Raw genomic sequence first — 12,680 nt, 5'->3', positions numbered from 1 at the left:
GACCGACCTGGAGAGGATTAATTTTCTCTCTCCAGGTCGCTATCCAGGATAAGCTGCTTTTTTGTATTTTCGTCCAGGACTAAAAGAAGGGCGCCGAAAATTCCCGATCGGTCCTTTAGCCGGGGGGGCTTGATGTAGTCTTCCAGGGGAGGAAGGTCCAGGTAGTTGTGGAAGAGGTCAGAGAAGTTTTCCCTGACCCTGGTTAAGAGGTTGGGGCTGTGCATGACACCGCCACCTAGGGTAATTTGGTCCGGCCGCAAGACCACGGTATAGGATACAAGGGCCTGGGCCAAATAATAGGCCAGGAAGGTCCAAGCTTCATGATTAGGATCTAAGTCTTGGCCAAATTTTTTATAGCGGCCATAGATGCTGGGGCCGGCAGCCATTCCTTCCAGGCAATAGTCGTGGTAGGGACAGGTGCCGGAGAAGGAATCTTGGGGGTGGGGTCTTAGAAGGATGTGGCCCATTTCTGGGTGGGACAAACCTTGAAGGGGACGGCCCTTTAAGATATAGCCTCCGCCAATCCCGGTACCTATGGTTAAGTACAGGAGGGATTTTTTTCCCAGACCATTGCCCAGGTAATATTCACCCAGGCCGGCTACATTGACATCTGTATCCAGGGCCAGCTTGGTCCCAGGAAGGGCCTGGCTGAGTTTTTTATAAAAGGGATAATTTCTCCAGGCCTCCTTGGGGGTCTTTAAAAGACAGCCAAAAGTTTCCCGGCTTGGGTCCAAGTCCACAGGACCAAAAAGACCCACTCCCAGAGCCTGGACAGGATTTTTCCGGTAAAAAGAAATGATTTGGTCTAGGACCTCTTGGGGACTGCCTGTGGCAAGGGTCTTTTCCTTGATGATTTTTCCCCGGTCATTGGCCAGGGACAGGTTAAATTTCGTTCCTCCCGCTTCAATTGCTCCGTACATAGTGACCTCCTTGTTTTCTTTTATCCTAACACATTTATTGGAAAAATCGAAAAGATTTAAAAAAACTTTAGACGAATTTTTACTATTGCCCGGGAAAAGAAGCTGGATTTTAGGCCTTATCCTGTGTAAAATAATAGTGTAGAAAAACGAAAGGAGTTCGTATGCAGCTACTTAAAGAATTATTTCGTGCCCAGGAGGATGGTTTTCATTTTCAAGCCTTCAGCTGGTTACATATTGTCCTAATCCTGATGATGTTTCTAGGGGCTCGGTGGATTTATCGAAACAGGCAAGCCATTCGGACCAATAAGACTTTAGATGCTCGGATTCGGGGAGTCTTGATTGCCATGATCCTCTTCCACCAAGTGACCTTTCTTTATTTTTCCTTTTTTATCCGGACCGATGGTCTGGCTTCAGGTCTCCCTCTTTACACCTGCCGCATGGCTCTTTGGACAGCCTTGTTGGCCCTTATTAGTAAGAAGGAAGCCTTTAAGGGAATTACGATTTACTGGGGCTTAATTGGGGGGATCCTTCCCATGATTCTTCCCGACCTTATGGCCTATTCCTGGCCCCACATCACCAATTTCAATTACTTTTTAACACACTTTTCAATCTTTTGGGCCTCTGTTTACTTTTTAGGGGTGGACCAGTACCAATTCAACCAACATGATTTGAATTTCAGCCTGGCCTTTGTAAACTTGTTTTTAATCCTTTGCCTCTTTGCCAACAAATTTTTTGACACAAACTATGCCTACTTGTCAGCCAGCCCCATCTTAACTGGGAGTTTGGAAAGCATGCCTCGGATTTTTTACCATGCCCTGATCTTTTTGGCCTACAATTTATTTATCGTCCTGGTCCATTGGATTTTTCTCAACAAGGAAGAGCTTGCTGTTAAATGGTCTCAATGGAAAGAAAAGAAAGCTGCCTAGGCGGCTTTTTTTTAATTGGAAAGACTGTGTTATAATAAGAAGAGAAAATAAAGGAGGCTGGAATGAATTCTTATGTATTAAATCATGGATTGTTAATTGACGGAAATGGCCAAGACCCCATCCGGGACGGAATGGTGATTGTTGAAGGAAAAACCATAACTTATGCCGGCCCCAGCCGGGATTTTGACCGGGACAAGTATTTGGAAATCGACCTAAAGGGAAAGACCATTCTTCCGGGCTTGATTGACACCCACCTGCATTTTTCAGGTAACTTAACGGACAATGACCGGGATTGGGTTTTTGAGCATCCGGTACAAAAAACAGTGGTTGCAGTCCAACAGGCTCATGAGTGCTTGGAAAGGGGACTTACCACTGTTGGGGAAATTTCCTACAATGGCATCCATATTCGCAATATGGTGGAAGCCGGAGTCATGCAGGGCCCTCGCATTGTGGCGACAGGCCGGGGTTTTTGTCGGACAGCCGGCCATGGGGATAGCCACGAACTTCCCCTGGCCTATAATGAAAATTCCCACCCCTGGGCAGAAAGGGTGGATGGCCCTTGGGAATTAAGAAAGGCCGTTCGAAGACGGCTAAGAGACAATCCCGATGCCATTAAAATTTGGTCCACAGGTGGAGGCATTTGGCGCTGGGACCAAAAGCTGGACCAGCACTATACCTTTGAAGAAATTAAGGCGGTAGTGGATGAGTGTAAGATGGTGGGGATTCCCGTTTGGAGTCATGCGGAAGGCTATGGCGGTGCTCTGGATTCTGCCAAGGCAGGGGTCCACTTAATCATCCACGGACAAACTCTCAATGATGAGTGTCTGGATATTATGGCTGAAAAGGGTATTTATTTTTGCCCCACCATTCAATTTTTAAACGAATGGTTTAAGTCCTATGCTCCACCCTACGACCCGGCTGTCCATGACTTTTACGAGGGGGATACGGTGGTAGAAAAGGAATTAAACCGGGTTTATGCCAACCTGAGAAAGGCCGCCAAGAAAAAAATTGGCCTAACCATTGGGTCGGACTCCTTCTGCTCAAGCTTGACTCCTTATGGAACGACCGCTATTGGTGAGATGGTATCTTTTGTAGAAAAGGCAAAAATTCCCATTATGGACACCCTGGTTGCGGCGACAAAAACCGGGGCTGAGATGCTTAAGGTGGACCAGGTTACAGGAACTGTTGAAGCTGGAAAGTCTGCTGACATTTTGGTTTTAAGTAAGAACCCCCTGGACAACATCCGCAATGTCTCCCCAGAAAACATGGACATGATTATTAAAGAAGGGGAATGGATCAAGAAGAATTTATAAAAAATCCAGGATTTTTGGTTAAAGTGGACTCCCTTTGGGTAGTAATAAGATTAAAGAAAAAGAGGGAGGGATGGAATGAAGTTAAGTAAGAAATTAGAAAAAGCATTAAATAAACAAGTAGCCATGGAATATGAGGCAGCCTATAAATATAACGGCATGCGGATTTATTTAGACGACTTCGGTGTTCCCGGGGCCACCCACTGGATGACCCTGCAGACAAAAGAAGAAATCCAACATGCTGAGGATTTTATCCAATTTATCAAGTCCCTAGATGGACAAGTTGAATTGGCTGGAATCCAAGCGGAAACCACAAAGTATGATGGTCTAGCTTCTGTTTGGGAGGCTGGCCTAGTCCATGAAAAAGAAATTACAAAAAGCATTGAAGAAATCTTGGCCTTGGCCATTAAAGAAAAGAACTATGCTGCTGAAAATTTCCTAAGGACCTATGTGGACGAGCAAGTGGAAGAGGAAGAGAATTTTAGAGATGTCCTCCAATTGTTTGAACTGGCCGGGAAAGATAAGGCAGCGATGTTCCAAGTAGATAGCTATTTGGGCCAAAGGGGACAAGAATAAATAAGTATCTTGTCAGAATGCCGATTGATTGAAAGGGAGAATGAAATTATGAAATTAAGTAAAAAATTAGAAAAAGCTTTAAATGATCAAATTAGAAAAGAATATGAAGCAGCCTATGTTTACAATGGCATGCGGATTTATCTGGATGATGCAGGATTAAGAGGAGCTTCTTCCTGGATGACCAAGCAAACACAAGAAGAATTGGAACATGCTGAAGCCTTTATCCAACATGTTAAATCCATGGACGGAAAGGTTATTTTGGAAAAGGTTGAAGGCCAAAAAACTGACTACAAAGACTTGTTAGAAGTTCTTGAAGCAGCCTATAAACATGAACAAATGATTACAAAGAGCATTTCAGAAATTCTGGACCTGGCTATGGCAGAAAAGCAATATGCAACAGAAAACTTCTTGAGAAAATTTGTCGATGAACAAGTTGAAGAAGAAGAAAGCTTTAGAGACCTAATTGACTTAGTTAAATTTGTTGGCAATGACAAGGCAGCCTTGTTGAAAGTAGACAGTGGATTAGGAAAAAGGTAAAATACAAAAAGACTAGGAGGCAAGGGCGGGAGCTCTTGTCTTCTTTTTATATTGGCTAAAAGAAAGAAGGTTTGGATGAAAAAAGATACTTTGGTGGTTTATTTTTCCTGTGGTGGAACAACTGAATGGGCCGGCAAGGCCCTGGCAGGGATTTTGGGATGTGAATCTTATCCCTTTGAGGCTCAAGAAAGCTACACCAAGGAAGATTTGGACTGGAAAAATCCGGATTCTCGATCCAGTTTGGAAATGAAAGATGAAGGGGCAAGGCCGGCTTATAAAAAATTGCCGGTGGACCTGGAAGACTATGGGAGGATTTTTATAGGTTTTCCCATCTGGTGGGGCATCGAGCCCAGGATTATTGACCATTTTCTGGAAGAGGAAGACCTCAAAGGCAAGGAAGTGGTCCCCTTTGCCACATCGGGAGGCAGTCCAATAGATAAGGCCCAAGACCGACTGGAAGAAAAGTATGGGCCCGGACTTAAGATTTTAAGGGGCCAAAGATTGAACCGGTCTCTGGAAAAAGAAGACGTTGAAGCTTGGATTCAAGGCTTGACTCCAGAAAAATAAAAAAGCTTCCCTAGAAAGTGCTACTTTTTAGGGAATTTTTTTGCCACCAGGGAAAATGGAGGAAATTTTTTATAAATTGTACATTTTTTTCTATAAGTGTTAAAATAAAGGTGAACTTTCTGATGAAACTAGGAGTCTGACTTACTGGATCTATTAGATTGGAGGAAATTATGGAAAATAAAATTGCGATTTTATCCATTGTTGTTAACCAAAAGACAGCAGAAAATATTGACCAATTAAACTCCTTGCTACATGACTACCAAGACATGATTGTTGGTCGCATGGGGATTCCTTACAGGGAAAGAAAAGTTTCTTTAATTGCCGTTATCGTAGACGGCTTGGAAGACGACATCAATTCTTTGTCTGGGAAGTTGGGTATGGTTCCAAATGTAACAGTAAAAACCTCATATGCAAACACAAAAGATGACCGATAAGCTAGAGGGAATTGTGGATGATCTCCTGGAAGACCATCGGCTCTCCGGGGAAAAATTAAAAGTTCTCCTAGACCATCGAGAGGAAGTTCGGCAAACCCTTGCAAGGGAAGCATCAAGCTTGACAGACAGGGTCTTCCACAGGAAGATTTATGTCCGGGGCTTGATTGAACTGAGCAATATTTGTAAAAATAATTGCTACTATTGTGGAATTCGTAGAGGAAATCATAACTTGCACCGCTACCGTCTCTCTCAAGAGGAGGTTTTACAAGCGGTGAAGCTGGGAACGGATATGGGCTTTAAGACCTTTGTCTTACAAGGAGGGGAAGACCCCCTTTTAGACGATGATTTTTACCTGGACCTAGTCCGAAAAATCAAGGGTATCAATCCTCAAGCGGCCTTGACCTTGTCCATTGGAGAACGTTCCTACCAATCTTATGAGAAGTTAAAAAAAGCTGGAGCCAACCGTTTTTTACTGCGTCATGAAACAAAAAATAAAAAACACTATCGAAAGCTCCATCCAAAGGAGATGAGTTTAGAAAACAGAATTCAATGTCTTTATGACTTAAAGGAATTGGGCTACCAAACCGGTACTGGGATGATGGTTGGGAGTCCCGGCCAAAGTCTGGACCATCTTGTGGAAGACCTGGTCTTCATTCAAGATCTGGAACCGGAAATGGTGGGGATTGGGCCCTATATTCCCCATGAAGACACCCCCTTTTCTGGCGAAAAGCCGGGGTCAGTGGAATTGACTGTCTTCTTAATTCATCTCCTTCGTTTACTTTTGCCTTATGCCAACATACCGGCAACCACATCCCTAAATACCCTATCGCCCCAGGGAAGGGACCTGGCCATCCAGGGCGGGGCAAATGTCTATATGCCGAACTTGACACCGGCCTACCATCGCAAGGACTACGCCCTTTACAAGGATAAGGCCTGTTTTAATATCGAGGCGGCGGAAAATTTAAAGGATTTAAAAGAAGTCATGGAAAAAATTGGCTATGACTTGGTCATGGCCAGGGGAGATTTTGAGGTGAAACATGTATAAAAAAACATCCCATAATGCGGATGAATTTATTAACCACGAAGAAATACTGGACACGTTAGAAGAAGCAGAAAAAAATAAAAACAATAAAGACCTTGTGGAGAAGATTTTGGCCAAGGCCAAAAAGGCCCAAGGTATTAGCCATAGGGAAGCGGCCATATTGCTTTTAAACGATGACGACCAGGTGACCCAAGAGATGAAAAACATCGCCCGGTCCATTAAAAAGAAATTTTACGGCAACCGGATTGTCCTTTTTGCCCCCCTCTACCTGTCCAACTATTGCATCAACCACTGCGTCTATTGCCCCTACCATGCTAAAAATAAAAATATTGTCAGGAAAAAACTCAGCCAAGAGGATATCCGGCAAGAAGTCATTGCCCTCCAAGACATGGGCCACAAACGCCTGGCCTTGGAAGCGGGAGAAGACCCTGTGAACAACCCCTTGGACTATATCTTAGAGAGCATTGAAACCATTTACAGTATCAAGCATAAAAATGGAGCCATCCGCCGGGTCAATGTCAATATTGCTGCCACAGACATTGACTCCTATCGAAAACTCAAGGAGGTAGGTATAGGAACCTACATCCTCTTCCAGGAAACCTACCACAAGGACAATTATGAAAAGCTCCATCCCAAGGGACCCAAACACAACTATGCCTACCATACAGAGGCCATGGACCGGGCCAATGAAGGGGGAATTGATGATGTAGGAATTGGTGTTTTATTTGGCATCAACAACTACAAGTATGACCTAGTGGGCCTCTTAATGCATGCTGAACACCTGGAAGCCACTTATGGTTGTGGTCCCCACACCATTTCTGTCCCCAGGGTTTGCCCGGCAGATGATATTGATCCAGATGAATTTGACAACTCCATTCCGGATGAAATTTTTGAAAAAATTGTGGCCATTATCCGTTTAACCGTTCCCTATACGGGCATGATCATCTCCACCAGGGAATCCAAAAGGGTCCGGGGGGAAGTCTTGGAGCTGGGAATTTCTCAAATTTCCGGTGGGTCTAGAACCTCTGTTGGAGGCTACATTAACGAAATGGAAGACCCCTCCTCTGCCCAATTTGATGTATCCGACCACAGAAGCCTGGAAGAAGTTATCCATTGGCTCTTGGAATTAGGACACATTCCAAGTTTTTGCACAGCCTGTTACCGGGAGGGTCGGACTGGGGACCGCTTTATGAGTCTTCTGAAGTCGGGACAAATCATTAATTGTTGCCACCCCAACGCCCTGATTACCTTAAGAGAATACCTGGATGACTATGCAAATCCCCAAACACAAAAATTGGGGAACAAGGTCATTGAGGAAAATTTAGATGTGATTTCCAATCCAAAAGTTAGAGAATTGACCCAAGCCTATCTGGGAAAAATTGACCAAGGACAAAGGGATTTTAGATTCTAAAATGGAAAATCGAGGAAACCAAAAACACATTGGCATTTTTGGCCAGGCCAATGCCGGAAAATCTACTCTGTTTAACCTGCTCCTAGGTCAAGACTATTCCATTGTTGACCCCAAGGCTGGAACCACAACAGACCCTGTTTACAAGGCCATGGAAGTACAGGGTCTGGGGCCCTGTGTCTTTATAGATACGGCGGGTCTTTATGATGCCAGCCTCCTCCAGGAAAAGAGAACCCAAAGGGCCCTCCAGGTCCTGGATGAATGTGACCTCTGCCTAGTGGTTTTGCGCCAGGGAATGGAAGACTTGTCCTGGCTGCAAGACTTAAGAAGGCGGAAGAAAAAAATTCTTCTGGTGGCCAATGGTCCCCTGGAAAAAGATTTAAAAGACCAGGTTAAGGAAGAAGTCCTCCCCTTTGAAAAGGATAAAATTTTGCAAGCCCTTGCCGGGACCTTGAAGGAGGACCAAGAGCCGGGCCTATTAGATGGTCTGGCAAAAAAGGGAGACCTCTTACTTTTAGTCATGCCCCAGGACATCCAGGCCCCCAAGGGGCGGTTGATTCTTCCCCAAGTGATGACCCTTCGTGCCGGTTTGGACCTAGGGTGTAGGCTTTTGACCATCCAGCCCCAGGACCTGGAAAAAAGTTTGGAAGACCTGGGGGACAAGATTTCCCTAGTGGTTACAGACTCACAAATTTTTTCGCAAGTGAAAAAGAAACTTCCAAATTCTTTAAGGCTCACCAGTTTTTCTGTCCTGATGGCCCGGATGAAGGGAGACATCCAAGCCTATTTGGAGGGGGCCAGGAAGCTGGATGACTTAGGGGGAGATGCCCGGATTTTAATCAGCGAGGCCTGCAGTCATGCCCCCATGGAAGAAGACATTGGCCGGGTTCAAATCCCTCGGCTATTAAGAGAAAGGCTGGGGCCGGATGTCAAAATTGACTTTGCGCGAGGACTGGACTATCCTGACAATCTAAAGGACTATGACCTGGTTATCAGCTGTGGATCTTGCATGTTTAACCGGGCCATGACCATGGCAAGGATTCACCAGGCCCAAGAAGCTGGGGTGGCCATTAGTAATTATGGTCTGGTTATTGCCAAGATAAGGGGCATACTTGATGACATTGCCTACTAGGGTTCGGAAATTTTCCGGACCCTTTGTCTTTAAGGGAAGATATAACTTGGCCGTCTTTTCTGCTATAATGATTAAGAGAAGAAAGTGTAAATAAAAGGAGGAGTCTATGTTTCATATTGTCAAGGGAGACATTACCCAGTGTCCTGTAGATGGGATTGTCAACGCGGCTAATCCATCCCTCTTGGGAGGCGGCGGAGTGGATGGGGCCATCCACAAGGCGGCAGGACCGGGCCTCTTGGAAGAGTGTAAAAAATTAGCTGGCTGCCCAACTGGCCAGGCCAGGATTACGGATGGATACCAGTTAAAGGCAAAAAAAGTAATCCATACAGTGGGCCCCATTTACCAGGATGGTCTCCACAAGGAAGCCGACCTCTTAAGGTCTGCCTACCAATCCTCCTTGGACTTGGCCAGGGAATATGGTCTGAGAACTCTGGCCTTTCCCTTGATTTCTGGAGGGGTTTATGGCTATCCCCTCCAAGAGTGCATGGCCATAGCCATAGAAAATTTGCAGGCTGCAGAAAAAGATTTCCAGGACATCTACCTGGTCTTATTTACAGAGGACTTGAAGGAGATGGCCTTAAGAATACAAAAAGATGGGGAGGAAAGATGAAAAAAGTACTATTAATTGATGGCAGTAGTTTGTTTTTTAGGGCCTTTTATGCCCTGCCACTTTTGACAACCAAAAATGGTCTCTACACCAACGCCGTTTATGGTTTTATTTCCATGATGGAAAATTTTAAAGAGAGCTATCAACCAGATTATTTGGCTGTCTGTTTTGACCAAAAGGGCAAGACCTTCCGCCACAAAGAATATGAAGACTACAAGGGAACCCGGCAAAAGACCCCCAGTGAGTTGGACCAACAATGGCCCATGGTGCGAGAAATTTTGGACCACATGCACATCGTAACCCTGGATAGTCCCATTTACGAGGCAGATGATATTGCCGGGACCCTGGGCAAGATGGCTAGTGACCAAGATTATCAGGTTGTCTACCTAACAGGAGACCGGGACTACCTCCAACTGGTGGATGAAAATTCTTCTGTCCACTTAACCAAGCGGGGCATTAGCGAAACAGAAAAATATGACCTAGCCCGTCTGGAAGAAGAATACCAGTTGACTCCGGACCAAATGATTGACCTAAAGGGACTTATGGGAGACAGCTCTGACAACATTCCGGGGATTCCTGGCATTGGAGAAAAAACTGGCTTAAAATTGCTCCACCAATACGGGACCATGGACGGCCTTTATGCTCATGAAGAAGAACTTAAGGGGAAAATGGGCGAAAAAATCAGGGACTATAAGGCCCAGGCCTATATGTCCAAAAAATTGGGAACCATCTACCGGCAAGTCCCCTTGGATCTTTCCTTGGAAGACTTGGCCATTGGAGAGTATGACTATGATGCCCTAAGAGACCTCTATAGTAAGTATGAATTTTCCAGCCTCTTAAAAAAACTTCCCCAGGACTATCAGGGGATGGCAGGGGAAGACCAGGCCCAGGACATGGGCTACCTTGTCCTGGATGGAGCAGAGGTTCTGTCCAAGTGCAAGGGCAAGGATTTTGCCTTTTACATCCTGCAAGAAGGGCCAGTTTACCATGGCTACAAGCCCCATCTTTTTGCCTTTAAACTAGCTGAGGACAAGACCTATATTCTTAAAGAGGCCTTAGACCAAAACCAGCTTAGGACCCTATTTTCGGGAGCAAATAAAAAATATACCTATGGCTTGAAAGAGGCCTGGACCTATCTTTTAGACCAAGAAGTAGAGGCCGAAAATCTTGTCTTTGACCCGGAAATTGCCCAATACCTAATAGACCCAGGGCAAAATGATTATTCCATGCCCAGACTCTACCAGGACTATTTTAATGAGCAAATGGCTTCCCTGGAAGACCTACAAGGAAAGGGTAAGAAGAAAAAAAGCTTCCAAGACCTGGACCAAGAAGACCTCTACCAATATGCCTCCTTAACCTGCCAAGGAATCTTACGTCTTATGGAGCCCCAAAGGAAACAACTGGAAGAAAGCAATATGCTGGGCCTCTTTCAAGAAATTGAGCTGCCCCTATGTGAAGTTTTGGCTTCTATGGAATTAACAGGAGTCCAGGTAGATGCCCAAGTTTTAAAGGAAATAAATGAAGAAATTTCTACCGAAATTGATTCCTTGGAAGCCTCCATTAAGAAGGAGGCCGGGGTGGATTTCAACTTGAATTCCCCCAAGCAACTGGGCCAAGTCTTGTTTGAAAAAATGGGCATGCCTGTCATAAAGAAGACCAAGACCGGCTATTCTACATCAGTAGAGGTTTTGGAAAAGCTAAAAGGCCAAGGGCCCATTATTGATGACATCTTGCGTTACCGGTCCCTGTCCAAGCTGAAATCCACTTACTTGGAAAGTCTGGCGGATTTAATCGGCGAAGATGGTCGGATTCATTCCACCTTTAAACAAACCAATACGGCTACGGGGCGGATATCCAGTAACGATCCAAACCTACAAAATATTCCTGTTCGAACCAAGGAAGGGCGTTTAATCCGCAAGGCCTTTGTGGCTCCGGAAGGGTCTTGTTTTGTAGACGCCGATTACTCACAAATTGAATTGCGAATCCTGGCCCATATTTCCAAGGACGACCATATGCTGGATGCCTTCCGCCAGGGACAAGATATTCATAGGAGAACAGCAGCCCAAGTCTTCCACAAGGACCAAGAGGAAATTACTGACCTGGAAAGAAGACAGGCCAAGGCAGTAAACTTCGGCATCGTCTATGGAATTAGCGACTATGGCCTATCCAGGGACTTAAACATCCCCCGAAAGGAAGCCAAGGACTATATTGACCGCTACCTGGATAACTTTAGCGGGGTCCAAAAGTTTATGAAGGACATTATAGCCCTGGGGAAAAAACAAGGTTATGTGGAAACAATCTTCCATCGAAGACGGTATGTACCGGAATTAAGTGCCAAGAACTTCAATATCCGGTCCTTTGGGGAGCGGATTGCCTTAAACACCCCCATTCAAGGGTCAGCGGCAGATATTATTAAAATTGCCATGATCAAGGTCTATCGGGCCTTGAAAGACTCCAAGAGCCAGGCCAAGTTGATCCTACAAATCCATGACGAACTCTTATTGGAAGTCAAGGAAGAAGATAGGGACAAGGTGAAGAAAGAATTAGTGGACCTAATGGAAGGAGCAGCCAAGCTGGAGATTCCATTATCTGTAGATGTTTCAAGTGGGAAGAGTTGGTATGAAGCAAAATAAAGTGATTGGATTAACCGGGGGGATTTCTTCGGGAAAATCCTTGGTTACGGCCTATTTGCAAGAAAAGGGATACCCTGTTATTGACAGCGATAAAATTGTTCGGGACTTGCAAACAAACCCCCAGCTTTTAAAAAAGATAGGGGACTTATTTCCTGGCCTGGTGGACCATGGAGTCCTACAAAGAGAAAAACTGGGCCGGTTGGTTTTTTCCAATGAAAAGGAAAGAAAAAAGCTGGATGACCTGATGCACCCCTTGGTTTTTTCCAGCATTGAAAGGGAAATCCAAGGCCGGCAGGGCCTGGTTTTTGTAGACATGCCCCTTTTACTGGAAACCCTGGACCAGCAAAAAAATATTTCCTACGATGAAATATGGCTGGTTTGGCTTCCTAAAGACAAGCAAATCCAGCGTTTAATGAAGAGGGATTCCATCAGTCGAGACTATGCTCAGAAAAAGATTGATGCACAAATGTCCCTAGAAGACAAAAAAGTCCGTGCAGATGTTTTAATTGACAACAGCCATGATCCGGACACCACCTTAAAACAAGTAGACAGGGAGTTGAAGCGCCTATGCGACGGGGCCTTATAGTT

General features: G+C 45.1%; 13 protein-coding genes. 12 read left to right on the top strand and 1 reads right to left on the bottom strand.

The features are described from left to right. Positions 1-17 precede the first annotated feature (17 nt). Positions 18-920 (bottom strand): ROK family protein, encoded by a 903-nt coding sequence (locus tag BQ7400_RS02855; RefSeq protein WP_072469399.1) that lies wholly within the window; start codon positions 918-920, stop codon positions 18-20. A 161-nt stretch (positions 921-1,081) separates the two neighbouring features. On the opposite strand from BQ7400_RS02855, the gene BQ7400_RS02850 reads away from it, so the two are divergent. The 12 genes from BQ7400_RS02850 (at position 1,082) to coaE (ending at position 12,678) form a co-directional block, all read left to right on the top strand. Continuing rightward, positions 1,082-1,846, top strand: a complete 765-nt coding sequence (locus tag BQ7400_RS02850; protein ID WP_072469398.1) for a YwaF family protein — start codon at positions 1,082-1,084, stop codon at positions 1,844-1,846. A gap of 62 nt (positions 1,847-1,908) precedes the next feature. Next, positions 1,909-3,159 (top strand): metal-dependent hydrolase family protein, encoded by a 1,251-nt coding sequence (locus tag BQ7400_RS02845; RefSeq protein ID WP_072469397.1) that lies wholly within the window; start codon positions 1,909-1,911, stop codon positions 3,157-3,159. Positions 3,160-3,234: 75 nt separating this feature from the next. Beyond that, positions 3,235-3,732, top strand: coding sequence for a ferritin (locus BQ7400_RS02840; protein WP_072469396.1), 498 nt, complete (start codon positions 3,235-3,237; stop codon positions 3,730-3,732). Between the two features lie 48 nt (positions 3,733-3,780). Further along, positions 3,781-4,269, top strand: coding sequence for a ferritin (locus BQ7400_RS02835; RefSeq protein ID WP_072469395.1), 489 nt, complete (start codon positions 3,781-3,783; stop codon positions 4,267-4,269). 75 nt (positions 4,270-4,344) lie between these two features. Next, positions 4,345-4,836, top strand: coding sequence for a flavodoxin (locus tag BQ7400_RS02830; RefSeq protein ID WP_072469643.1), 492 nt, complete (start codon positions 4,345-4,347; stop codon positions 4,834-4,836). A 170-nt stretch (positions 4,837-5,006) separates the two neighbouring features. Continuing rightward, entirely contained in the window at positions 5,007-5,270 is a 264-nt protein-coding gene (locus tag BQ7400_RS02825; protein WP_034440602.1) for a TM1266 family iron-only hydrogenase system putative regulator, read from the top strand. Next, positions 5,260-6,315, top strand: a complete 1,056-nt coding sequence (gene hydE / locus BQ7400_RS02820; protein WP_072469642.1) for a [FeFe] hydrogenase H-cluster radical SAM maturase HydE — start codon at positions 5,260-5,262, stop codon at positions 6,313-6,315. The genes BQ7400_RS02825 and hydE overlap by 11 nt, the downstream gene beginning before the upstream one ends. Further along, positions 6,308-7,723 (top strand): [FeFe] hydrogenase H-cluster radical SAM maturase HydG, encoded by a 1,416-nt coding sequence (gene hydG / locus BQ7400_RS02815; RefSeq protein WP_034440600.1) that lies wholly within the window; start codon positions 6,308-6,310, stop codon positions 7,721-7,723. Before hydE ends, hydG begins: the two co-directional genes overlap by 8 nt. Then, positions 7,692-8,852, top strand: coding sequence for a [FeFe] hydrogenase H-cluster maturation GTPase HydF (gene hydF / locus BQ7400_RS02810; protein WP_245759396.1), 1,161 nt, complete (start codon positions 7,692-7,694; stop codon positions 8,850-8,852). The genes hydG and hydF overlap by 32 nt, the downstream gene beginning before the upstream one ends. Positions 8,853-8,958: 106 nt before the next feature. Next, the gene (locus BQ7400_RS02805) at positions 8,959-9,462 is read left to right on the top strand and encodes an O-acetyl-ADP-ribose deacetylase (RefSeq protein ID WP_072469394.1); all 504 of its coding nucleotides are present in this window, start codon (positions 8,959-8,961) and stop codon (positions 9,460-9,462) included. Beyond that, positions 9,459-12,092: a DNA polymerase I gene (gene polA / locus BQ7400_RS02800; RefSeq protein WP_072469393.1), complete on the top strand. Its 2,634-nt coding sequence runs from the start codon at positions 9,459-9,461 to the stop codon at positions 12,090-12,092. The genes BQ7400_RS02805 and polA overlap by 4 nt, the downstream gene beginning before the upstream one ends. Then, positions 12,079-12,678 carry a dephospho-CoA kinase gene (coaE, locus tag BQ7400_RS02795; RefSeq protein WP_072469392.1) on the top strand — a complete coding sequence of 200 codons (600 nt, stop codon included), beginning with the start codon at positions 12,079-12,081 and terminating at the stop codon, positions 12,676-12,678. The genes polA and coaE overlap by 14 nt, the downstream gene beginning before the upstream one ends. Positions 12,679-12,680: the final 2 nt, after the last annotated feature.

This window comes from Urinicoccus massiliensis, assembly GCF_900120405.1.
GTDB lineage: Bacteria > Bacillota > Clostridia > Tissierellales > Peptoniphilaceae > Urinicoccus > Urinicoccus massiliensis.
Note: the sequence above shows the minus strand (reverse complement) of the source record. Positions and strands in the feature narration are given on the sequence as shown.